General features: G+C 53.0%; 27 protein-coding genes. 13 read left to right on the top strand and 14 right to left on the bottom strand.

The window, feature by feature from the left end; genetic code table 11:
• Position 1 precedes the first annotated feature (1 nt).
• The 4 genes from fliI to fliF are packed head-to-tail and all read right to left on the bottom strand — an operon-like array spanning position 2 to position 4,872.
• Positions 2–1,366: a flagellar protein export ATPase FliI gene (gene fliI, locus ACT3RR_RS11270; RefSeq protein WP_353501914.1), complete on the bottom strand. Its 1,365-nt coding sequence runs from the start codon at positions 1,364–1,366 to the stop codon at positions 2–4.
• Positions 1,366–2,166, bottom strand: coding sequence for a flagellar assembly protein FliH (gene fliH, locus ACT3RR_RS11265; protein ID WP_353501915.1), 801 nt, complete (start codon positions 2,164–2,166; stop codon positions 1,366–1,368). Before fliH ends, fliI begins: the two co-directional genes overlap by 1 nt.
• Entirely contained in the window at positions 2,159–3,151 is a 993-nt protein-coding gene (fliG, locus tag ACT3RR_RS11260; RefSeq protein WP_034790081.1) for a flagellar motor switch protein FliG, read from the bottom strand. Before fliG ends, fliH begins: the two co-directional genes overlap by 8 nt.
• The gene (gene fliF / locus ACT3RR_RS11255; RefSeq protein WP_396130809.1) at positions 3,148–4,872 is read right to left on the bottom strand and encodes a flagellar basal-body MS-ring/collar protein FliF; all 1,725 of its coding nucleotides are present in this window, start codon (positions 4,870–4,872) and stop codon (positions 3,148–3,150) included. The genes fliG and fliF overlap by 4 nt, the downstream gene beginning before the upstream one ends.
• Positions 4,873–5,188: 316 nt before the next feature.
• Here fliF and fliE point away from each other — a divergent pair, with 316 nt between their 5' ends.
• Positions 5,189–5,503, top strand: a complete 315-nt coding sequence (fliE, locus tag ACT3RR_RS11250) for a flagellar hook-basal body complex protein FliE (protein WP_353503957.1) — start codon at positions 5,189–5,191, stop codon at positions 5,501–5,503.
• Between the two features lie 67 nt (positions 5,504–5,570).
• Here fliE and ACT3RR_RS11245 read toward each other — a convergent pair whose 3' ends face one another.
• A complete protein-coding gene (locus ACT3RR_RS11245; protein WP_353501917.1) occupies positions 5,571–5,771 on the bottom strand; it encodes a DUF7736 domain-containing protein in 201 nt (66 codons plus the stop codon).
• 318 nt (positions 5,772–6,089) lie between these two features.
• On the opposite strand from ACT3RR_RS11245, the gene ACT3RR_RS11240 reads away from it, so the two are divergent.
• Positions 6,090–6,362 (top strand): hypothetical protein, encoded by a 273-nt coding sequence (locus tag ACT3RR_RS11240; protein ID WP_353501918.1) that lies wholly within the window; start codon positions 6,090–6,092, stop codon positions 6,360–6,362.
• Positions 6,363–6,473: 111 nt separating this feature from the next.
• Here ACT3RR_RS11240 and ACT3RR_RS11235 read toward each other — a convergent pair whose 3' ends face one another.
• On the bottom strand, positions 6,474–6,758 hold the full coding sequence (locus ACT3RR_RS11235; protein WP_034790093.1) for a hypothetical protein: 285 nt from the start codon (positions 6,756–6,758) through the stop codon (positions 6,474–6,476).
• A gap of 252 nt (positions 6,759–7,010) precedes the next feature.
• Entirely contained in the window at positions 7,011–7,532 is a 522-nt protein-coding gene (locus tag ACT3RR_RS11230; protein WP_353501919.1) for a DUF1003 domain-containing protein, read from the bottom strand.
• A 213-nt stretch (positions 7,533–7,745) separates the two neighbouring features.
• Here ACT3RR_RS11230 and ACT3RR_RS11225 point away from each other — a divergent pair, with 213 nt between their 5' ends.
• Both ACT3RR_RS11225 and ACT3RR_RS11220 read left to right on the top strand, forming a co-directional pair.
• The gene (locus ACT3RR_RS11225) at positions 7,746–7,904 is read left to right on the top strand and encodes a YqaE/Pmp3 family membrane protein (protein WP_034790096.1); all 159 of its coding nucleotides are present in this window, start codon (positions 7,746–7,748) and stop codon (positions 7,902–7,904) included.
• Positions 7,905–8,156: 252 nt separating this feature from the next.
• On the top strand, positions 8,157–9,380 hold the full coding sequence (locus tag ACT3RR_RS11220) for an MFS transporter (protein WP_496200334.1): 1,224 nt from the start codon (positions 8,157–8,159) through the stop codon (positions 9,378–9,380).
• Between the two features lie 51 nt (positions 9,381–9,431).
• Here ACT3RR_RS11220 and ACT3RR_RS11215 read toward each other — a convergent pair whose 3' ends face one another.
• The gene (locus tag ACT3RR_RS11215; RefSeq protein ID WP_496200333.1) at positions 9,432–9,830 is read right to left on the bottom strand and encodes a nuclear transport factor 2 family protein; all 399 of its coding nucleotides are present in this window, start codon (positions 9,828–9,830) and stop codon (positions 9,432–9,434) included.
• Positions 9,831–9,929: 99 nt separating this feature from the next.
• Here ACT3RR_RS11215 and ACT3RR_RS11210 point away from each other — a divergent pair, with 99 nt between their 5' ends.
• Positions 9,930–10,676, top strand: a complete 747-nt coding sequence (locus tag ACT3RR_RS11210) for an AraC family transcriptional regulator (RefSeq protein WP_496200332.1) — start codon at positions 9,930–9,932, stop codon at positions 10,674–10,676.
• A gap of 12 nt (positions 10,677–10,688) precedes the next feature.
• Here the strand turns inward: ACT3RR_RS11210 and ACT3RR_RS11205 are convergent, their stop codons facing one another.
• The 5 genes from ACT3RR_RS11205 to fliD form a co-directional block, all read right to left on the bottom strand.
• Positions 10,689–10,865, bottom strand: a complete 177-nt coding sequence (locus ACT3RR_RS11205) for a GhoT/OrtT family toxin (RefSeq protein ID WP_034790125.1) — start codon at positions 10,863–10,865, stop codon at positions 10,689–10,691.
• Between the two features lie 167 nt (positions 10,866–11,032).
• A complete protein-coding gene (locus tag ACT3RR_RS11200; protein WP_353501923.1) occupies positions 11,033–11,854 on the bottom strand; it encodes a helix-turn-helix transcriptional regulator in 822 nt (273 codons plus the stop codon).
• 214 nt (positions 11,855–12,068) lie between these two features.
• Positions 12,069–12,428, bottom strand: a complete 360-nt coding sequence (gene fliT / locus ACT3RR_RS11195) for a flagella biosynthesis regulatory protein FliT (RefSeq protein ID WP_353501924.1) — start codon at positions 12,426–12,428, stop codon at positions 12,069–12,071.
• Positions 12,403–12,840 carry a flagellar export chaperone FliS gene (gene fliS, locus ACT3RR_RS11190; RefSeq protein ID WP_034790131.1) on the bottom strand — a complete coding sequence of 146 codons (438 nt, stop codon included), beginning with the start codon at positions 12,838–12,840 and terminating at the stop codon, positions 12,403–12,405. The genes fliT and fliS overlap by 26 nt, the downstream gene beginning before the upstream one ends.
• Positions 12,841–12,849: 9 nt before the next feature.
• Positions 12,850–14,286 (bottom strand): flagellar filament capping protein FliD, encoded by a 1,437-nt coding sequence (gene fliD / locus ACT3RR_RS11185; RefSeq protein WP_496200331.1) that lies wholly within the window; start codon positions 14,284–14,286, stop codon positions 12,850–12,852.
• A gap of 292 nt (positions 14,287–14,578) precedes the next feature.
• Between fliD and ACT3RR_RS11180 the strand changes: the two genes are divergently transcribed.
• From ACT3RR_RS11180 to tcyN, 8 genes are all read left to right on the top strand, one after another.
• Positions 14,579–15,706, top strand: coding sequence for a FliC/FljB family flagellin (locus tag ACT3RR_RS11180; RefSeq protein WP_496200330.1), 1,128 nt, complete (start codon positions 14,579–14,581; stop codon positions 15,704–15,706).
• 111 nt (positions 15,707–15,817) lie between these two features.
• On the top strand, positions 15,818–17,023 hold the full coding sequence (gene fliB, locus ACT3RR_RS11175) for a flagellin lysine-N-methylase (RefSeq protein WP_496200329.1): 1,206 nt from the start codon (positions 15,818–15,820) through the stop codon (positions 17,021–17,023).
• A gap of 224 nt (positions 17,024–17,247) precedes the next feature.
• Entirely contained in the window at positions 17,248–17,970 is a 723-nt protein-coding gene (locus ACT3RR_RS11170) for an RNA polymerase sigma factor FliA (RefSeq protein ID WP_034790139.1), read from the top strand.
• 55 nt (positions 17,971–18,025) lie between these two features.
• On the top strand, positions 18,026–18,532 hold the full coding sequence (gene fliZ, locus ACT3RR_RS11165) for a flagella biosynthesis regulatory protein FliZ (RefSeq protein WP_034790141.1): 507 nt from the start codon (positions 18,026–18,028) through the stop codon (positions 18,530–18,532).
• A 197-nt stretch (positions 18,533–18,729) separates the two neighbouring features.
• A complete protein-coding gene (locus tag ACT3RR_RS11160) occupies positions 18,730–19,740 on the top strand; it encodes a D-cysteine desulfhydrase (RefSeq protein WP_496200328.1) in 1,011 nt (336 codons plus the stop codon).
• Between the two features lie 197 nt (positions 19,741–19,937).
• Positions 19,938–20,741 carry a cystine ABC transporter substrate-binding protein gene (gene tcyJ / locus ACT3RR_RS11155; RefSeq protein ID WP_496200327.1) on the top strand — a complete coding sequence of 268 codons (804 nt, stop codon included), beginning with the start codon at positions 19,938–19,940 and terminating at the stop codon, positions 20,739–20,741.
• A gap of 106 nt (positions 20,742–20,847) precedes the next feature.
• Positions 20,848–21,516, top strand: coding sequence for a cystine ABC transporter permease (tcyL, locus tag ACT3RR_RS11150; protein ID WP_496200326.1), 669 nt, complete (start codon positions 20,848–20,850; stop codon positions 21,514–21,516).
• Positions 21,513–22,265: an L-cystine ABC transporter ATP-binding protein TcyN gene (gene tcyN / locus ACT3RR_RS11145; RefSeq protein WP_100938354.1), complete on the top strand. Its 753-nt coding sequence runs from the start codon at positions 21,513–21,515 to the stop codon at positions 22,263–22,265. The genes tcyL and tcyN overlap by 4 nt, the downstream gene beginning before the upstream one ends.
• On the opposite strand, the gene ACT3RR_RS11140 is transcribed toward tcyN, so the two are convergent.
• The gene (locus ACT3RR_RS11140; RefSeq protein WP_496200325.1) at positions 22,262–22,438 is read right to left on the bottom strand and encodes a hypothetical protein; all 177 of its coding nucleotides are present in this window, start codon (positions 22,436–22,438) and stop codon (positions 22,262–22,264) included. The genes tcyN and ACT3RR_RS11140 overlap by 4 nt on opposite strands.
• Between the last annotated feature and the right edge of the window lie 56 nt (positions 22,439–22,494).

The following is a 22,494-nucleotide window of genomic DNA, read 5'->3' as shown; positions in this document are numbered from 1 at the left end:
ATTAGCTCGGTAACATCATCTTCAATTGCAAACAGGCATCTTCGTAGGAGCTGCGCTCCATGATGTCCTGCTGCAAGAAGTCTTCCATTTGCGGGTAGAGCCGAATGGCGCGATCCAGCATCGGGTCACTGCCTGCGGCATAAGCGCCGACGCTCACCAGATCGCGGTTACGCTGGTAGCTCGACAGCAGTTGTTTGAAATCGCGCACGCGCCCGTACTGGGCATCGTCAATCAAGGCGGTCATGGCGCGGCTGATAGAAGCTTCAATATCAATCGCCGGATAGTGGCCAGATTCCGCCAGACGGCGCGACAGCACCACGTGGCCGTCGAGGATGGCGCGCGCGGAGTCGGCAATCGGATCCTGCTGGTCATCACCCTCGGTCAGTACCGTGTAGAAGGCGGTGATCGAGCCGCCGCCGCTGATGCCGTTACCGGCGCGCTCAACCAGCGCGGGCAGTTTGGCGAACACGGATGGCGGATAGCCTTTGGTGGCCGGAGGCTCGCCGATGGCCAAGGCAATCTCACGCTGGGCCATGGCGTAGCGTGTCAGGGAGTCCATGATCAGCAACACGTGCTGGCCGCGATCGCGGAAATCTTCCGCAATACGGGTGGCATAGGCCGCGCCCTGCATACGCAGCAGCGGCGACACGTCGGCCGGGGCGGCGATCACCACCGCGCGAGCGCGGCCTTCGTCACCCAAAATATTTTCGATAAAGTCTTTAACTTCGCGCCCACGCTCGCCAATCAGCCCGACCACGATCACGTCGGCCTGGGTGTAGCGCGCCATCATGCCGAGCAGTACCGATTTACCCACGCCGGAGCCGGCGAACAGGCCCATACGCTGCCCGCGGCCGACGGTCAGCAGGGAGTTAATCGCCCGCACGCCGACGTCGAGCACGTCAGTGATTGGCGTGCGCTGTAATGGGTTGAAAGGAGGGGTTATCAGCGCGGCGCGATAGCCGGTATCCGGCGGCGGCAGGCCGTCGAGCGGCTTGGCACTGCCGTCGAGCACGCGGCCAAGCAGCTGTGGCCCGAGGGGCAGCTGTTTACCGGCGGTGTGGCCCTCTGGCGAGATGCGGGCATACACCCGCGCGCCCGGCAGAATGCCTTCCACTTCTTCCAGCGGCATTAAAAACAGGTGTTGGCCGTTAAAACCGACCACTTCGCTTTCGACTTCCTGCACGACGTTGCCGTCATGGCGTTCAATCAGGCAGGTCGCGCCAAGAGGGAGTTGCAGGCCGGTGGCTTCGAGCACCAGCCCGGTCGCGCGGGTTAGGCGACCGTAGCGGCGCAGCGCGGGAGTACGCTCCATGCGCTTTTCAGCATCATCGAGGGTTTTCAGCAATCGGCTAAGGCGGGCGGTCATCAGAGATCACCCGGCGCCGCGAGGCGGCAGAGTTCGTGCCAGCGAGTGGCTAGCGAGGCGTCCATGTCGCCATCTTCTGCGCTGACTTTGCAGCCGCCGGCGTGGATCTGGCTGTCAGCCAGCAGACGCCAGCTGTGCAGGCTCAGGGTGACGCCAAGGTGCTGCTCAACGCGTTCGAAATCAGCCGGGTTAACCCGCAGCTGCGGCTTGCCTTTGAACATCGGCTCTTGCTGGATCAGCTGTTGAATTTGGGTCAGCAGGGCGGAGCCGTCGCAAATCGGCGGCTGGCCGAGCACCTGCTTGGCGGCGGTCAGCGCCATTTGCATCAGGCGCGAGGCGATCACGCTGTCCAGCGCGTCCAGCGTCTGCTGGAAGTCAGTGACCAGATGCTGCCAGTGCTCGGTGAGCACCGCCTGATGCTGTTGGGCTTCTTGCAGCCCTTGCTGCTGGCCCGCTTCCTGACCGGCCTGATAGCCAGCCTGATAACCTTGCTGCTTGCCCGCCTCAAAGCCTTGCTGATGACCCTGCTGCTGTGCCTGAATTTGCAGACGTTGCAGCTCGTTCTGGTCAACCTGAAACTGACTCAGAGGCTCGCTGCTCTCAGTGTCATGCTCTTCGCCATCTTCTTCACCAAACAGCGGTTCGATGGCGTTTTTATACTCTTTACTAGAGTAAGAGGGCGTATTGAGGTCGTTGAGCTTCCACGGCTGCCACGGCAGGGCGTTGAGCTGTTCGGCTTTGCGCTCGGCCAGCGTCTTTTTCTCGGCCGGCGGGTCTTGTGGCGTCAGGGCATCAGACATAGGTATCCTCGCCTCCGCCAATCATCATCTCGCCAGACTCGGCCAGACGACGCACGGTTTGCAGAATGGCTTTCTGTTCGTTTTCCACCAGCGACATGCGCATCGGGCCACGGTTTGCCAAGTCGTCGCGCAGAATATCGGCAGCACGCTGGGACATGTTGCGCAGGAATTTCTCGCGCAGCGGCGCTTCGGCACCTTTCAATGCCACCAGTAGCGACTCGCCCTCGATCTCTTGCAACAGGCGTTGGATGCTGCGGTCGTCGACATCCACCAAGTTCTCGAACAGGAACATTTCGTCGATGATTTTCTGCGCCAGCTCGCCGTCGTAGCCACGCATGGCTTCGATAACCGCTTCTTCCTGCTGGCTTTTCATCAAGTTGATGATTTCCGCCGCAGTACGAATACCGCCCATCTTCGAACGTTTGAGGTTTTGGCCGTCGAGCAGGTTGTTGAGCACTTCGGTCAGCTCGGCCAGCGCGGCTGGCTGTACGCCGCCGAAAGTGGCGATACGCAGCATGACGTCGTTACGCTGGCGCTCGTCGAACAGGGCCAGAATATCGGCTGCCTGGCCGCGTTTCAGGTGCACCAGAATGGTGGCGATGATCTGCGGATGCTCGTCGCGGATCAGGTCGGCCGCAATCTGTGGCTCCATAAAGTTGAGCGTTTCCATGCCGGTGGTGGTTTCGCGCGACTCGAGAATGTCTTCCAGCAGGCTGGCGGCGCGCTCTTCACCCAAGGCTTTGGTCAGGACCGAACGCAGGTATTCGCTGGTGTTGACACTCAGCGCGGCGTACTGCTCGGACTCATCTTCAAACTCGCTCAGCACGTCGCTTAGCTGTTTGTTGGAGATCTGATGGATGTTGGCCATCGCGCCGCTGATTTGCTGAACTTCACGCGGGTTGAGGTGCTTGAACACCTCCACCGCGCGGTCTTCACCCAGCGTGACCATTAGGATGGCGCTTTTTTCGGTTCCGGTCATAGTCATGGTTGTTCTGTACTCATCCATTGGCGGATAACCAGGGCGACGATGCGAGGATCTTTATCCGCCAGCTCCTGAATTCGTTGGGTTTGAACTTCAACACTGACGCGCTGCTGTGAACGGCGGCGTTTGGCCAGCTCGTCGTTAGACAGTTTGGCTGGCTGCGTGCCTTCCGGCGCTGGCATGGCTGCCGCGACGGTCGCCGCAGCTTGGGCTTCGCGGTCGGCCTGCTGTTTGAGCAGGAGAGGGCGAACCATCTTGCGCCACAGCAGCCAGGCAACAATCAGTACCAGTAACCAGCGACCGGCGTTCAGCAGTTGGTCGAAGAAGGCCGGAGATTTCCAGAACGGCAGTTCGGTGGATTCATCGGCGGTTTCATTAAACGGCGTGTTGACCACGTTCAGGGTATCGCCGCGTTCGGTGGAGAAGCCCATCGCTTCGCGCACCAGAGAGTCAACCTGCTTCAGCTGCTCATCGGTCAGTGGCTTGGCTTTGCCATCCACGCCCGGCTGATAGTTAACCACTACCGCCGCCGACAGGCGCTGGATGCCGCCCGCGCTGTGCTGGGTGTGGGTGATGGTGCGATCCAGCTCGTAGTTGGTGGTTTCATCATGGCGATTGCTGCTCGGACCGGACGGCGCGGCGGTGGCCGCATTGCGGTTAGCCGCGTTGTTCTGCCCATTCGCCTGCTGGCCATTGGCGGCGTTCGGGTTATTAACGTTGGTCGCCTGATTAGTAATAGGCGCTGTCGCCGGAGCCGTGGGCTGGTTGGAGAGGGCACCCGGCACGCCGCCGACGCCTGAACCGCCAATTTGCTCATTGGTGCTCAACTGGCGGGAGCGCACTGCGGCTTTATCTGCCGAACCGTTCGGCTGGTAGTTTTCGTCAGTCTGCTCGCGCACGGCGTAGTCAATCTGCGCGGTGATTTGTGCATGCACGTTGCCGCTGCCGACCACGGGTTGCAGGATGGCTTCGATCCGGCGCTGCAGGCGGCCTTCCACTTCATTGGCGTATTTCAGCTGCGCGGCGTTGAGGTCGCGCCCGTTGCCGTCGGCCTGAGTCAGCAGGTGGCCGCTCTGGTCAACCACGGTAACGCTGGCCGGAGGCAGGCCGGAGACGCTGCTCGATACCATATAAACGATGGCGTTGATCTGGCCGTCATCCAGCGCGCGGCCGGATTGCAGATTCAACGTCACCGAAGCTGAAGGGTTCTTCTGTTCGCGCACGAACAGTGAAGGTTTAGGGATAGCTAAGTGAACGCGGGCGCTCTGTACCGGCCCCAAAGTCTCAATGGTGCGCGAGAGTTCGCCTTCCAGCGCGCGCTGATAGTTGATCTGCTCGCTGAACTGGCTGATACCAAACTTCTCTTGGTCCATCAGTTCGAAGCCTACCGCGCCGCCCTTTGGCAAGCCGGAAGAGGCCAGTTTCAGGCGAGTTTCATAGACTTTATCCGCCGGGATCAAGATGGCACCGCCGTTATCAGAGAACTGATAAGGGATGTTCATTTGGGTCAGCTGGGTGACGATGGCGCCACCGTCTTTGTCGTTCAGATTGCTGAACAGTACGCGATATGTCGGCGCTTTGGCCCACAGCGTCAGGACAACAACAATGGCCACTGCGGCGGCTGCGGCAATGGCCAGAGGGATTTTTGGATTCGCACGCAGGCGGTTGATAAACGCTGTCAATCCGCTTTCAGGGTTTTCTGCGCCAGCAATTGCAGAACTCATACCAGATCCCTATTCAGCTGTTGAACGTTGATGTTCGTGTTGTGTCGTGACAAAACAGACTCCCAAGTGCGCAATCCTGCTGATGTAAAACAGACAAGCGTGTCATTTTTTTAGCCCCTCTCCACAATAAGAGAAGAACCTGATTTTTCAGGTGAGCCATTATTTGCTGCTTTATGCAAAGTTAATGGCCCGATAAGCCATGGTTTTTGCGGTCAATTAGCGCGTTTAGGGAAATTCCTATGTGATAGGGTGTCGTTCCATGAAACACAAATCGGTTTCATCCCCCATTCAGAACCGTGCGAAAATTGAGGAATCTATGGCAATTCAAGGCATTGAGAGTGTTTTGCAGCAGTTGCAGGCCACCGCGCTGCAGGCAGGAATGAAGCAACCTGTCGAACCCCTACAGGAAGCCGGTTTCGCCAGCGAGATGAAAGCCGCGCTGGGCAAGATCAGCGAAACGCAAAACACCGCCAAATTGCAGGCGCAGAAATTCGAACTCGGCGTGCCGGGCGTAGGCTTAAATGACGTGATGGTCGATATGCAGAAATCATCAATTTCTCTGCAATTGGGCATTCAGGTGCGTAACAAGCTGGTGGCGGCGTATCAGGATGTGATGAACATGAGCGTCTGATTGCTCAGAAAGCTTTTTGCCCACATGCAGCGATGGCCTGTGGGCGGGGGCGAAAAAGGCGTGATGCTTACTCCGGCATCAACCCATTAAAATCTTCTTCATACAGTGCCTTACACTCGTCCATAAACTCTGGATAGCCAAGTTCAGAGGTTTGTACTTCGCGGCCGAGGCGGGCTTCCAGATCAGCGTGGAACCACTCAAACTCGCCGTGGAGAATGCCGGTAAACCCGGTGAGGATCACACACTGCTCTTGCGTTAACTTTTGCATTTCAATTCCTTGTTTCGTTTCAGGCTGACGGTAGCGGGCCATCGACAGGACATTCATTTCACAAATCTTCCATCAGCAGAGATCAACACTCCGCCCTCGGGTGGTCAGGGATGCCGTCATTATTACGGCCATGGCTATGCCATGCAATCACCCATTCTCAGTATAGGTCGACGGCGTCAATCTCAGGTTACGCAGCGGCTCGCGGTGCAAATCCACGACGGTCTGCGACACGGATTCCAGAAGACTTTCATTTTCAAGCGGCGGCACCGGAATTGTTCTATCCTCTTATTAATCAACCTGAAAATAAGGAAAAGCCAGATGAACGAGGACATTTTCGAACAAGCCCCATTGCCGATGCTGACCCGCTGGCAAGTTGGGGATAAGGTGAAACTGCTGACTTTTCCCGTGGGTGATGACTCGGCGAGCTACCAGTTGGATGTCGCCATTCGCCAAATCATCGATGGCGAGTTTGAAGGGGAAGTGATTAAAGCCGCGCCGGTAGGGCGCATTCCAGCCTCGGCAAAACGCCATTTCGAAGCCGGGACGGTAGTGGAGTTCCGCGCCGCGCATATTCAGGGCAATGCCGGGTGAGATTAAGCATTCCGACCCGCTAAAAACAAGAAACCCCGCGAAGGCGGGGTTTTTACTTCATTGAACGTCACTTCACAGCGCTGATGAGAGTAGAACTTAGCAGCCGCTGTGTTACATCATGGGCTTAACGTTGTTATCCAGTATCAAATCAGTCAGTTCATCCACGGGGATCTCAGGTCTTGCCCCACAGTAACCGACCAGATACCAATTGCCGTCAGCACATTTCTCTGGAGATACTTTATAACGCTCGTTTTGCACTGCAAAAATTGCTGAGTCAGACTGACGCTCTTCGAGCCGATTGTCTGCCCAGAAATAGAGTGAAAACTGATGACAACGGTCGACATGTTTCTGTCCATGCCGACTTCCTCCCAGAAGCAAATAATGGTATTCAGACATTATTACTCCTCCAAATAAGTGATTGATGATACAAGCACTTTCTCCCACACGGGAACGCTCAAATGAGGCGCTGCGAACAATGAATGAAATCGCGCAGCAAAAACAGGACATCAAGCAACCCGCCAATTACCTGCCTGAATGGCAGATAATTAGCTTGGTATAAATTATAGGGCAGGACTGAGAACACGACTTAAGCAAAAACTTAAATGTGATCGCTATCACAAAATGTTTTTGGCAGTAGAAGGGCGACAATTACTGTTCGAGCATTTTCTTATGTAGCTGCGAGGTCAGGACTTCAATCCGTTCGCTTAGCTGTTTAGTGATATTGGTCAGGTCAGTATTCTGTTTTAACAGCTCGAGCATCTGCTGAGTGTGCTGCGCCGCCATCTCCTGCCGCTGCTCATTGGCCTGAGCTAACTCTTCGCGATGCTGGGCATCGGCATCGGCATGGGCCTTATCGCGCTCCGCCTGGCGAGTTTGCGCCAGTAGGATCAGCGGCGCGGCATAGGCGGCCTGCAGGCTGAAGGCCAGATTGAGTAAGATAAACGGGTAAACGTCGAACTTCACTAGCCCGGTGACGTTGATGATGATCCACACGGCCACCACCAGAGTTTGTGCGCCTAAAAACAGCGGCGTGCCGAAGAACCGGGCGAAAGCTTCTGCTTTCAGCGCAAACCAGCCCTCGCCGAAGGTCGGAGCTAAATGGGAATGTTTACGGTGAAAACGGAAGGGGTCACGTTTTTTGGCTGGCGTATCTGAAGAGATGGGCTGCATAAATACTTCCTTTATGGGTGCTGAGTAGCGTGCTGATAAGAGTCACCTTAGGATGAAATGCCAGAAACCGATATCTTATTATTGTCACCCTTGCTGTTTGTTGACTGATTATTTATCTATCAGGAAGCTCGGCAACTTTTCCCGAACTATCTGATTGTTAGGTCGGATTTACTGCGCTACTTTTAACTCAGCAATCATGAAAAGGAGAGAAGCATGGGTTTTTGGAGAGTTTTGATTACGATTTTGGTACCGCCGCTGGGCGTGTTGATTGGTAACGGCCTTGGCTTGCAGTTCCTGCTGAACATTGTGCTGACACTGTGCGGCTATTTGCCAGGTTTGATCCACGCATTCTGGATCCAGACGCGTAAGTAATGAATTAAGGCGCTTTTTGCCTAAAAGTTCCTCAATTTCATAAGCCCGACCAATAGGTCGGGTTTTTTATTGCCTAAATATCACAAACATTTAACACGAAACGAAAAGACTCTTTATTGCCTCTCAGGCATCATGTCGCCTCTAAATTGAGCTTTATATTGATGTTTTTGTTAGCCGCCGCGTGCATTGGGCAGGGTATTCGGCTGCTCTTTTTAATTGAAATCATGCCTCTCTGTGAAATAAGGAACTTTCATGTCTAATCCATACGCCGAGATATTCCGGCGCCCAGGAACCAAAGGCTTTTCTGCCGCAGGCTTTATTGCTCGTCTGCCTCTGCCGATGACCACCATTGGCATTGTGGCGATGTTATCCCAAACCCATGGTGAATATTGGCTGGCCGGCGCGGTGTCTGCCACCTTTGCCATGGCCAATGCCTTTATCGCTCCACAGATTTCGCGCTGGGTGGATGTCAAAGGGCAGGCGAAAGTGCTGATCCCGATGGTGACCTTGGCCTTTTTGGCATTAATCGGTTTATGTCTGGCGGCGTGGCTCAATGCACCCAATGAAATGCTGTTTATACTGGCGTTAATCGCCGGCGTGATGCCGAGCATTGGCTCCATGGTGCGCGCGCGCTGGACTGAGATTTATCGCGGCAAGTCGCAGCTGCACGCGGCCTTTGCCTTTGAATCCGTGCTGGATGAGCTGGTGTATATGGCCGGGCCGGTGTTTGGCATCGGCCTGAGCATCGCGCTGTTCCCCGAGGCGGGCGTGCTGGCGGCGGCGACCTTCCTCGCCGTCGGGGCATTGCTGTTTGTGGTACAGAAATCCACTGAGCCAAAAGTGAATCCTATCAAGCAGAAGCGCACGCAGTCGGTAATGAAGCACGGCGCGATGTGGTACGTGGTGACGGTGTTTGTGGGTATCGGCATGATTTTTGGCACGGTGGAAGTGGCGGTCATTGCCTTCGCGCAGGATCTAGGTAACAAGGGCGCGGCGACCTATATCTTATCCACCTATGCTCTAGGTTCTTGCGGCATTGGGCTGGTATTCGGCGCCATCAAATTCAAAAAGCCGTTGGCGAATCGTCTGTTAATCGCAAGCGTGGTGGCGGTGCTGACTACCTTGCCTCTGCCTTTCGTCACGTCGCTGTGGATGATGACGCTGATGGTGTTTGTGGGCGGGGCGATCAGTTCTCCCACCTTCATTACCGGCATGACCCTGATCGAGCGTATCGTGCCCACCACGCAGATAACCGAGGGTATTACGTACGCCATGACCGGCGTGCTGATTGGCTTCTCCGCCGGATCGGCCGCGTCGGGCTGGACTATCGATAACTTCGGCGCTTCAAACGGATTCTGGATCGCGGTAGTGGGCGGCGGTGTGGCATTAGTCGCCATGCTGACGGGTTATCGCCTGCTGGCGGCCCTGTCGCAGCAGGGCGCGCAGGAAAATGACTTTCATCTGAGTCACGAGTAATAACACCCTTCCGGCAGAGAGCAATCTGCCGGAAGGGGCCTTGGCCTAAGCCTAATGGTGGCGCGTGCCTAAATCCCTGTCTCCATCCTCCCCTTCGAGCAAATGACTGAGTTCATCCACGCGACAAATTAGCCCATTTTCCACCTCATACAGCGCCACGACTTTCACTTTTAACCTCTGCCCATTGTGTTTGATGGCATCAACGATGTGTACGCTAGCCAGTGACTGGCCGCAGGCGATCACCTTTTCAAAAATGACGGTGGCGGATTGAAGCGTGGCCTTTAAGGTGCGGGCGTGCTCGACGAATAAGGCGTGATCTAACACTTTCCCATCGGCGAATTGCAGATACTCCGGGGCGAAATAGCGGCCCGTCTGCTCCGCCGTTTCAGCAGGATCAAACAGCGAATTGAAAATCTGGCCGAGAAATTGGCGTGCCTGAGTGTGTGTCATAGGATGTTCCTCGCGTTGGTTGCATTGACGAGGTTGACTATAGAGGGTTATTTTTGGCGTCATGACTGCTATCAGGCCAACTTATACGGTGATTACGCCATGATCTCAGAATCTGACATGGGGAACGGATTGCGCTGGACAGATTTCGTCGAGCCGCAAGGAAAAACCACGCCTGTACATCACCACGCTGACGGCCAGCTGCTGGGCACTCATCGGGGGTTGCTGAGTCTGGATTTTGAGCATAGCCAGCGGGCTATCCCTTCAAGCTACGCCGTCTGGGTGCCTTCTGGCTATCCTCACGGTATGCGTTCGCACGGCGCTTTTGACGGCTGGAGCCTCTACATCCGTGGAGATTTGACCCGCGAGCTGCCGCAAACGCCGAAAACCTTTCGTGTGGAAGGGTTACTGCGCGAAGCGTTAAAGCGCGTAAAAAGCTGGGGCGAAGAGAGTGTCCCGGAGCAGGCCAGAGGGGCATTGACGCAGGTCATTTTGGACGAAATCAGGACGTTGCCCGCAGCGGCGTTGGAACTGCCGATGCCCCAGGATCCGCGTTTAATGCGTCTTGTGCGGCGATTGCTGAGTGACGTGAGTGTGCAACTGCGGGAAGAGCAGTGGGCAGAGTATGCAGGATTATCTGTTCGGACGCTGGTGAGGCTATTCCCGGCGCAGACCGGTCTAACTTTTACCGCCTGGAGGCAGAGGGCCAGGATGATGCGGGCGATGGAGCTTTTAGCTCAGGGGATGGCGGTGCAGAACGTCGCGCTGGAGGTGGGTTACGACAACGCCAGCGCTTTTATCGCGGTGTTTCGTAGGCTGTCCGGCACGACGCCGGGTCACTATTTCTGAACAATTCAGTCGTTAGAACAGAGAAAACAGCACCACCACGGGCAAACTCATTGGCCACGTAAAACCGATCAGCGCCGAGGTTAACAGACGGATTTTGAACGTATCGCGGCTGACCAACAGGGTAAACACCGCTGCCAGCGCCAAACCACCCCAGTAAATTGTTTTAATGACTTCCCACCACACGTGCACGACATACCCCTAATACAGCCAAAATAGATAAAGCAGGGCATATTCTAGGGCGTTAACATTTGGTAATCAAATAATGTGTGTTTTAGGTCACATTTTTACAGAGTTTACATCTGCACATGAGATTTACGCGTTGAAATAACAGGGCGTTAACCTTCCGCCCTGAAAGCTTACAGCGAGCGCAGGTGGCCGCGGATCGAGGTGGGCGCAAAGCCAAAGCGTTTGCGAAAACGTTCGGCAAAGCGTGAGCTGCTTTCGTAGCCAACCTGATGGGCAATGTGGGAAATGGCTAAATCCGTGCATTGCAGCAGGCGCAGGGCGTGGGTCATGCGCACATCTATCATCAAATTACGCAGCACGCTGTTCTCTGTCGCCAGCCTGCGGCGCAGCATCACTTCATTCATCATCAATTTTTCAGCCACTTCGGCAGCCGTAAATGACTTGTGCAGATTGTTGACCAGTAAATCGCGAACTTGCTGAGTGATGCTTTCACTATGCTGCCTCGAGTAGCTGATCCCCAGATGAGACAGCCACAGCAGTTGCTCAATCATGCGATGGCGGGCAATGGTCGGCGGCAGGCTCTTGTGCCACATCATCGAATGGTGGGTATCAGTAAACGATTGCCTAAAGGCCGGCGGAATGTGCGGGATGACGCGAATGTCTTCGACCGTGGTCAGTACGCCTTCAAATGGCGAGACGTAGAGGCGGGAATCGCAAAAAAGCGAGCTGTCCCACGCCATAATCGCGCAGCTGAAAATGCCCTCATCAGAGGGAACATTGGTAATGCTCAGCGAGTGGCCGCTATTGACCGCCAGCATCTCGCCACTTTGAATGCGGCTTTCTTGCATGCCGTGGCGCAGTGTGGAATGCCCCTGCAGGATTAATATGAGTTCGGGTTTATCGACGAAAATATCGCTGGTAAGCAGCTCACTGTGCTGAATAAGCAGTGAGGATGTACCAATCCCTGGAGATACTTTTATTTTACGAACCATCGCGATTTTGCCCGAAGCCGCACGTCATATTGCCGACGTTGTTCCAGAGTTTAATTACCCTTGAACAGTTGCCGATATTTTCGTCGGTGAAAACGATATTAGTGAGGGCGACAGAGAAAAGACACCGGGTAAGGGCGGCTTATTCTCTGTCTCTGAAGCCTTTAATATACACAAGAAGCTAAGAAAGTGGCTAGCAATGGTATTAGGGAAACTATTATTGATCGCGCATAGCGATTGCTCTGTCGGTAAAACGCCCATAGGTCGAATTGACCTCCTGCTGTTTTACGGACTGGCCAATAAGCTCAGCCAGCTGATCCATTCGTGCCTGCAATAGCGTTTTAATCTGAGTTTCATTATCCAGAATACGTCGCAGACTCTGACGAATAATATTCTGGATATTTAATGAGGTCTCTTCTGACAGCGGCAGTGTAGTGGTTGCCTCTACCGCCTTCAGGTAACTGACTTCAAGTTCTACCAATTCATCCCACTTTTCGTCTTTCGCCAGCAGCAACATTTGTTCGCTTAGCGTCAGGATCATCTGATACTCATTAACCAGGTACTGATGTCGATCCATTATATTGGTCCTGCGAGGGGTGATAGTTAGGGCCGATTTGCCGCCAGGCATCGGCTATATTTTCCAGCAATGCCATAACTTCAGTAATAGCCTGCTGATCGTTATGCAAATTGGCATGAATTAAACGGCGAACCATGTAGGAATAGAGCGCCTCCAGATTATCAACTAATTCTGGATCGCCTTTCTCACGGCTTAAGCCAGCAATGAGTCCGTTATCGATAATATTAATGGCCTTCGACAGCGCATTGCCTTTCCCTGGAATATCCCCCTGCTGGATAAGAATACCGGCGCGGATAAGGGCGCTGCGCGCCCCGTCAAATAACATCACCACCAGCTGATGGGGTGATGCACTCATTACCGCACTTTCCAGACCGACTTGCGCATAGGCTTTAGCGCCGGAGTTCTTGTACATAATCAGTCCTTATTGACTTCCACTCATCGCGGCAAATTGCTGCGTTAAGTAGCTACCGGTGTTGGTTAATTTGTTAACCAGTACGGATAGGTTAGTAAATTGGTTTTTGTAGTTAGTCAGATTGAGCGTGATGCTGGCTTGGGTCTTGGTCATCTGATCTGACAGGTTTTTCAGCGATTTATTGATACCGTCTTCAGCGGCTTGCACTGTGCCGTTGGTTGGGTCGAGCATCTTGGTCAGCATGTTGGTCGCTTGCGTACCGAAACCGGTAGTTTTGCCGTCGCCCGCGAAGAACTGCACCACGCTGCCCGGCTTTTTAGTGATCGCGTTGTTTAATTTGGTGCTGTCTACCGTCAATTTGCCATTGACGTCTTGGGTGATACCCATGCTGGCTAAGGTTGAGAAGTCAGTATTTGGCTGGGAAGACGCAATACTGCCGCGCAGCTGGGTAGAAATAGTACGCACGGTGCCGTCGCCGAACAGGGCGCCGTTGCTGGCGTTTTGGCTATCAGCCCCTTTATCAACCGCGGTGTAAGCAGTCTGGCTGGCGATAGTGGTTTGCAATGAGTTATAGGCATCAACGTAGTTTTGAATCGCCTTGGTCATCGCGCTAGGATCTTGCGTCAGCGTTAAGGTCTCAGGGCCAGAACTGTTGGCGTTGGCGCTGGTCAGCGATTTTAAGGTCAGCGTCACGCCATCCAGCGCGTCGGAAATCACGTTGCTGCTACGGGTGATTTCAACATTATTATTGATAGTGAATTTGGCGTCTTGCGCTGCCGTGGTGACTTTCATGCCGTTGGTGCTGGAAGAGGGGTTGTAACCCACTACGCTGTTCAGCGCGTCATCACCAGATACGCTGACGGTCATGGCATTCGCTACGCCGGTATCATTTGCGGTGATAGACAAATAATAGGTGTTGTCGTTCGCTTTAATCACGCTGGCCGTGACGCCGGCCTGCTTGGCGTTGATGGCATCGCGCATACCGTTCAGGCTGGTTTGATCATCCGTCAGCGGAATAGTGACCGGATCTTTGCCCGTCTGCGCAATAGTGATAGAGCGGTTAGCTGCGCCCGTGGTGCCTAACGCGGCTTTTGGGTCAGACTTTGAAGCCGACAGCAGAGACTGCGCCTGCGCCAACTGCGTGACATTGATTTGGTATGAGCCTGCCGGAGCAGAAGCATTTGGCGTCAACGCTGCGCTAAAAGAGGTATTGGTGCTGGTAACAGAAGTGCCCGCGATTTGGCTGGCGTTTTGCAGCGCGGTGGCGGCAGTCTTCAGCTTATCCAATGATGTTTGCAAAATACTGAAAGAGGTCAGCTTCGCTTTATAAGAAGTTTGTTGATTGGTCAGCGGTGTTAGACGGTCATTTTCAGCTTTGGTCAGTGAATCCATCAAGCTGTTAAGGTCAAGACTGGTACCTGCACCGAGAGAACTTACACTAGCCATTATTTATATTCCTTAGAGAGAAGGGTGTTACCAGTGTTATCGGCAAGGATGGCACGAAGTTTATACCCGGCTGGATAAATTTTATGGCAAGAATAACCGCGCATATTAGGGGCAATTTGCGCCATTATTTGCAGGTGCAATAAAGGAAAGAATTTGCTTTCGGGGATTATTTTATAATTTTTTTAAATTCTGACTAAAGGTTCTGGGTGTAGCGCCGATACAAGTTTGGACGGTGATAAAGCCGTAGGCCGAAAGCCTAAACCTAAATAACAGAATTTAAGGAAATCATACTATGGCGGTAATCAACACTAACAGCTTGTCCCTGATGACTCAGAACAACCTGAACAAATCTCAAGCATCCCTGGGCACCGCCATTGAGCGTCTGTCTTCAGGTCTGCGTATCAACAGCGCAAAAGACGATGCAGCGGGCCAGGCGATTGCCAACCGCTTCACTTCTAACATCAATGGCCTGACCGTTGCTTCCCGTAACGCAAACGACGGTATCTCTCTGTCACAGACCGCTGAAGGCGCACTGAGCGAAATCAACAACAACTTGCAACGTGTTCGTGACCTGACCGTTCAAGCGCAGAACAGCTCTAACTCCGCATCTGACATCGACTCCATCCAGTCTGAAGTTAACCAGCGTATGGAAGAGATCAACCGCGTAACTAAGCAAACTGACTTCAACGGCATCAAAGTTCTGGACAACCGTACTGCGGCGACCAACAACTATGATTTCCAGGTGGGTTCTAAAGATGGCGAGCAAATCAGCATCGGTATCGGTTCAAGCGCTGGCTGGAACCTGGCTGCTTCTAACGGTGACGGCACTTCAAGCGACAACATCAACACCTATGCTCCTACTACTTTGACAGCTCTGAAAACAGCTCAAACTGCAGCGACTACATCTAACACTGCTTACTTAGCTGCTAAAGCAATTTCTGACGCAGATCCAACTGATACGACTAAAGCAGGTAACACAGCAACTGCTAAAACTGACTTGGATGCTAAAAACACCGCAGTAACTTCAGCATTGAAAACTTCAACTGATGCTAAAGAAGCAGTAAACGGCAACGCGCGTACTGTTGCTGCAGAAGGCTTCGACGTTCTGAAAGGCACTGTTGATAAAACTGGTAAAGCTGCAGGCTCAAGCCCACTGGCTGACATCGATGCTGCTCTGAAAGCGGTTGATACTCAACGTTCAGCTCTGGGTGCTTCTCAGAACCGTTTCGAATCTACCATCACTAACCTGAGCAGCACTGTTGATAACCTGACTTCAGCTCGTAGCCGTATTCAGGATGCTGACTACTCTACCGAAGTTTCCAACATGAGCCGTGCGCAGATCCTGCAACAGGCTGGTACTTCAGTACTGTCTAAAGCTAACCAGGTTCCTCAGTCAGTGTTGTCTCTGCTGCAAGGCTAATAGCTTCTCAGTTTTAACCCTTATAAAGGCGGCCATTTGGCCGCCTTTTTCTTTGATTGAATGCCGAACTAACAGGGCATACTGCTGGCTGGTTATTGGAGGTATAACGCAATGAAAGAGATTCTGGTGAGCCAACCTGAGTATGTGCAGAACTTCAGCTGTATTGGGTCCGCATGCGAAGATCACTGCTGTAAACAATGGAATATCACACTGGATAAGAGTACCTATAAAAAATATCTAAAAAGTGAAATTCCCGGCGTTAAAAATATTGCGGTTGAAAGCATTATCAAGACTAAAAAAAGCCACAGTAATTGGGCGCTGGTTAAGCTCAATGGGGAGGGTAACTGTTCATACTTAGAGTCCGATAATCTATGCAAAATCCATAAAACTATGGGGCCGGAAGCGCTGAGTGATACCTGTTCTGACTACCCGCGACAATATGTATTATATAAAAAAGAGCGTATTGAGAGTCTCAGCCTCTCTTGCCCGGAAGCAACGCGCAAGGTGCTGCTCAATGACACCGCACTCAATATTAATAATCACTCTGTGGCGCAGACTAATTTCAATGCTAGAGCTGATATAAGCGTTGAAGGTAAAATTATTAATTTATTCTGTGCCAATCTCATGATGTCCAACCAGAATAAAGTCGAGCATAATCTCTATGCTATGGCGTGTTTCCTGCTTTACGCGGAGAAACTAACGGGGTCGCTAGATCACAAATTCTCCAGTATGGAGCAGGTTTACACAGCACTCGCTCAGCAATTGTCCAATGGCGAAATTTCGCAATCTATTGCGAAAATCAATGGTGAACCTTTACTAGAACTTGCTCTGTTTAGTGGAATACATGGCGCGATTCAAACGAACCCTCATACACGTGGAAGAGGGACGTTGTACCAATATACTGAGAGACTCAACCAGCATTTTGTAGGCACTTTCACTCAGTTAGCGCTTGAAGAAAATCTGAGCGCACTCAAACAAAGTTGGGACAATATTGTTCTGCCATGGCTGAACGAGCGTCCGTATATTCTGCGCAATTACTTCCAGTATCGGCTTTACCATGACCGTTTTGCTATCGATAAATCGGTGCCCATTCTTAAGCAGTTCTACTTGCTGGTGGTGGACTATTTCTACGTAAAATCCTTGTTATCGGCCTATGCTCTTGAGAAGGGGCAAATCGATGAGAAGACGCTTGTCGAGGTCATGTATAGCTACCATTCTTATCGCCAGCATAGTGATACGACTAAAGCGGAATTCATGGCAGGCATCGACAGCGTCAAACGCAATGACGATCTTTCCGTCCTCCAGCTTCTGGTTTAACCCGCATTTGCGGGTTTTTTCGTTTTTCTTCATCACTTATTCACTTTTACTTACTTTTTTACTGTAATCTGCGCGGCGCATTCACTGATATAGTCACTGTGCGTTATTTGTACAGGTGCGCCGACATAATCCAAATAGCCGCGCTTTTCAGTCCTTATTCTGGCGATTGGAAAAAGCGGGCATACGCATAATAGTACAGACCCTCAATTTGCCAGGTTACGACAGTGAGCGATCTGTATACCGCCAGCGGCGTGATAGACAAAAATTCTTTGTGGCAGCGCTATGTTCCTCTAGTGCGCCATGAAGCCCTGCGTTTGCAGGTTAGGCTTCCCGCCAGCGTAGAGCTGGACGACCTGCTGCAAGCGGGGGGCATTGGGTTATTGAATGCGGTTGAACGCTTTGATGCCATGCAGGGCACGGCCTTTACAACCTATGCAGTGCAGCGCATTCGCGGCGCGATGCTCGATGAGCTTCGCAGTCGTGACTGGGTTCCGCGCAGCGTGCGGCGTAATGCGCGTGAAGTGTCTCAGGCTATGCATCATGCCGAGCAACGGCTAGGACGCCCACCGAGCGAAGGCGAAGTGGCACAGGCGTTAGATATTCCCATTGAGGAATACCGCCAGATATTGATGGATACCAATAGCAGCCAGTTGTTCTCTTATGACGAATGGCGCGAAGAACACGGCGATACCGCCGAAGCGTTAATGGAAGGGCACGAAGAGGCCAACCCATTGCACCATTTGCTGGAGGGTAATTTACGCCAGCGGGTAATGGACGCCATTGACGCACTGCCAGAACGGGAAAAAATGGTTCTGACACTTTACTACCAGGAAGAGTTGAATTTAAAAGAGATCGGGGCAGTACTGGACGTCGGGGAATCCCGCGTTAGCCAGCTACATAGCCAAGCGATCAAGCGTTTACGCGCTCGCTTGGCAAATGACCATTGATCCGCTTTTTCCTGGCCGGTTTTACATTTGATCATCCTTCACCAGGAATAAGTTTATGCCAGCCGGACTCAAAACGCGGCCGTTAAGCCGTTACTTAAAAGACTTTAAACATAGCCAGACTCAATGTTCACAATGTGGCAAGGAGCTGGATCGCATGGCGTTGGTGTTTCGCGGCCAGATCATCAATAAAGAGGCCATCGCCAAGATGGACCAGCCTATTGATGACGAAGTCTGGAACAACCTGTCGCAAGAACTGACCGCACTATGCCGCTTTTGCAGCGAAATTAGCTGTAACAGCCATTGGTCTTACTTCGACATCATGGCGTTCAAACAATATCTGTTCGAACAAACCGAGATGAACCACAGCACGGTGCGTGAATACGTTGTCCGATTGCGTCGTTTGGATGAGATTCTGGTTGCCCAGAACTATCCGCATGAGCGCACCAAGGGTGATAGCATTCACGAGCGTATTATCAATGACTTGCCGGTGGCAGCTCATGATAACTACCGTATCGCGCTGCGTAAGTATGACCAGTATTTGGCGTGGCAAAAATCAGCCTAATCGGCAGATTCGTTGCTTACATCATGCGAAATATAAGAAGCAGGCTCCCCCGGGAGCCTGTTTTTTTTGCCTGACATCTGTCATCGCTTGTATAAATTCGCTATATAATTTATTGATATCAACCTGAACATCTTATCTCGATCTGACTTTATACATCATAACGATAGCGGCTTTCGCAAGCGCTTCAGGGGAACACTGTGCCTGCTCAAATTTCATTGCTTAAAAATCGGCTGGAAGCCTTCTCGCGCGTGGACTTGTTGGGTAGCGTCACGCCGCTCGAAAGACTTAACCGTCTTTCCGACTATTTTGGTCGCCCGATCTACATTAAACGTGACGACGTCACGCCGTTGGCGCTCGGTGGTAACAAACTGAGAAAGCTCGAGTTTCTGGCCGCCGCCGCGTTGGAAGAGGGGGCCGATACCCTGATCACCGCCGGGGCCATTCAATCTAACCACGTGCGCCAAACCGCCGCCGTCGCCGCCAAGCTGGGCTTGAAATGCGTCGCGCTGCTGGAGAACCCGATTGGCACCACGCAGGCTAACTACCTGACTAACGGCAACCGTCTGTTGCTGGACTTGTTTAATGCTGAAGTAGTGATGTGCGACGCGCTGTATGACCCGATGAGCCAGTTAACCGAAGAAGCCGAAAAGCTCGAAGCACAGGGTTTCCGCCCCTATATCGTGCCGGTGGGCGGCTCTAACGCGTTGGGCGCTTTGGGCTACGTGCAGTGCGCGCTGGAGATTGCCGAGCAGAGCGCGTCCAGCTTTGTTGATTTCAGCGCCATCGTCGTGGCATCGGGCAGTGCGGGAACCCATGCCGGGCTTGCCGTTGCATTAAAGCATTTGATGCCGGAAACCAAGCTGATTGGCGTGACGGTGTCACGGACTGCCGAGGCTCAGCGCCCGAAGGTTGAAGCTATTGCTCGCGATGTCGCCAAAAGATTGCAGTTCGACGAGGCTTTGCCAGAGATCCACCTGTGGGATAGCTATTTCGGCCCGCGCTACGGTGAGCCGAGCGAAGAGGGGTTAGCCGCCATCAAACTCCTCGCTGAGAAGGAAGCCATGTTGCTGGATCCGGTTTATACCGGCAAGGCGATGGCCGGGCTGATTGACGGTCTGGAACGCGGGCTTTTCCCCGGATCCGACCCGATTCTGTTCATCCATACTGGCGGCGCACCGGCGCTGTTTGCCTATCATCCTCAGGTTTAAAACTGTCCTAACTGGCTGATATTTATTGCAAGCGGGGGCGGCAATGGCATTGATAGGCCTAGCCTTTTGCCGCGCTTATGCTTGCTGGCTCCTACTTATGCATTTCTGCACTAAGATTAGAGGATTATATTCCTGATAATCTTTTCAACCGATGCTAACGTGCGCCACTAACAAAATAATTAATTCATGAGGTGAATATGGGTTTCTCAACACTGCGTCGTCGTTTACTTCTGGGTGCGGTCGCTGTCACGTTGACCAGCGGCATGGTTACAAGCAGCTTCGCGGCTGACGAAGGCCTGCTGGCTAAAGTCAAAGAGCGCGGCTCGCTGATTGTCGGCCTTGAGGGAACTTACCCGCCATTTAGTTTCCAGGGTGAAGACGGCAAACTGACCGGCTTCGAAGTCGAATTCGCACAATCTCTGGCCCAGCACATGGGGGTTAAAGCCAAGCTGCAACCGACCAAATGGGACGGCATGCTGGCCTCGCTGGAATCTAAGCGTATTGACGTCGTTATCAATCAGGTGACTATCTCTCCCGAGCGCCAGAAAAAATATGACTTCTCCACCCCGTATACCGTTTCGGGTATTCAGGTGCTGACTAAGAAGGGCAACGAAGACAACTTCGCCACGCCTGACACGCTGAAAGGCAAAAAAGTTGGCGTTGGTTTGGGCAGTAACTACGAGCAGTGGCTGCGCGCTAACGAGCCGGGCGTGGACATCCGTACCTATGATGATGACCCGACTAAATACCAAGACCTGCGCGTAGGCCGTATCGACGCGATTCTGGTTGACCGTCTGGCAGCATTGGATCTGGTGAAGAAAACCGGCGACACCTTAGCGGTTGCGGGTAAACCTTTTGCTCGTCAGGAATCTGGCGTGGCGCTGCGTAAGAACAACCCAGAGCTGCTGGCTGCGATTGATAAAGCCATTGCTGATATGCAGAAAGATGGCTCACTGGCCAAAATCTCCGATAAGTGGTTTGGTGCTGACGTAACTAAGTAATGTCGGCCAACGCTGGGGCTGTCTCTGCGCGACTAAGCGTGATTCAGCCCCAACGCTTTTGAGCTTAGAACTACGCTGAAGATGTAAAAAGACCTAAGGGTTATAGATGCAACAAAGTATTCAACTGGTGCTGGATTCAGCACCATTTTTATTGAAAGGTACGCTGTTCACGCTGCAACTCAGTTTGGGCGGGATGGTGTTCGGTCTGCTGTTGGGCTTTATCCTCGCGCTGATGCGCCTGTCCAAGTTCTGGCCGCTGTCATGGCTGTCGCGATTCTACGTGTCTATTTTCCGTGGAACGCCGCTGATTGCCCAACTGTTTATGATCTACTACGGCCTGCCGCAGTTCGGCATTGAGCTGGATCCTATTCCTTCCGCGATGATTGGTTTGTCGCTCAATACCGCTGCCTACACCTCCGAAACCCTGCGCGCCGCGATTTCGTCGATTGAAAAGGGCCAGTGGGAAGCCGCCGCCAGCATCGGCATGAGCTCATGGCAGACCATGCGCCGCGTGATCTTGCCGCAGGCCGCCCGCACCGCGTTGCCGCCGCTGGGTAACAGCTTTATCGGACTAGTGAAAGATACATCCCTTGCCGCGACCATTCAGGTGCCAGAGCTGTTCCGCCAGGCGCAGTTGGTAACGTCGCGCACGCTGGAAGTGTTCACCATGTATCTGGCCGCCTCGTTGATTTACTGGGTATTGGCCACCGTATTGTCCTTCCTGCAAAATCGTCTGGAAGACCGCGTTAACCGTCAAGACAGGGAGCAGCCATGAGCACTATTGACGTTAAACAGCTGACCAAGAAATTCAACGGTCAGACGGTACTGCACGGTATCGATTTACAGGTAAATTCTGGTGAAGTGGTCGCCATTATCGGCCCAAGCGGATCGGGTAAAACCACCTTGCTGCGCAGCATTAATCTGTTGGAAGAGCCAAATTCCGGCACCATTAAGGTCGGTAATATTGAGATCGACGGCAGCCGCTCTATCAGTAAGCAGAAAGAGAATGTGCGTAAACTGCGCCAACAGGTGGGTTTTGTATTCCAGAACTTCAACCTGTTCCCGCATCGTTCGGTTCTCGACAATATTATTGAAGGTCCGGTCATCGTGAAGGGCGAGTCGCGCGAGAAAGCCGTCGCCTATGCCCGCCAGTTGCTGGAGAAAGTAGGGCTAAGCGGCAAAGAGGACGCCTATCCGCGCCGTCTCTCCGGCGGCCAGCAGCAGCGCGTAGCCATCGCTCGCGCACTGGCCATGAACCCGGAAGTGATTTTGTTCGATGAACCGACATCCGCGCTCGACCCCGAGCTGGTGGGTGAAGTGCTCAACACCATCCGCGCCTTGGCGCAGGAGCACCGCACCATGGTGATCGTCACCCACGAGATGAGCTTCGCCCGCGACGTCGCCGACCGCGCGATTTTCATGGATCAAGGGAAGATCGTCGAGCAAGGCCCCGCCAAAGAGCTGTTCTCGAACCCTCAGCATGCGCGTACAAAACAGTTTCTTGAGAAGTTTTTAACTCGCTAGTTAAAAAGGTTTGGGCGGCTGCCCAAACCTGCAACTTCAACTTCAACTTCAACTTCAACTTCAACTTCAACTTCAACTTCAACTTCAACTTCAACTTCAACTTCAACTTCAACTTCAACTTCAACTTCAACTTCAACTTCAACTTCAACTTCAACTTCAAAACCGTGGGCCACGGCCCACGACCTTGATCTTAAAGATTTAAAGCGGGTTTTGGGCAGCCAGCCCTGCG

The sequence above is a fragment of the Ewingella sp. AOP8-B2-18 genome, from assembly GCF_052376015.1.
GTDB lineage: Bacteria > Pseudomonadota > Gammaproteobacteria > Enterobacterales > Enterobacteriaceae > Ewingella > Ewingella allii.
This window is presented reverse-complemented; position numbering and strand designations above follow the sequence as displayed.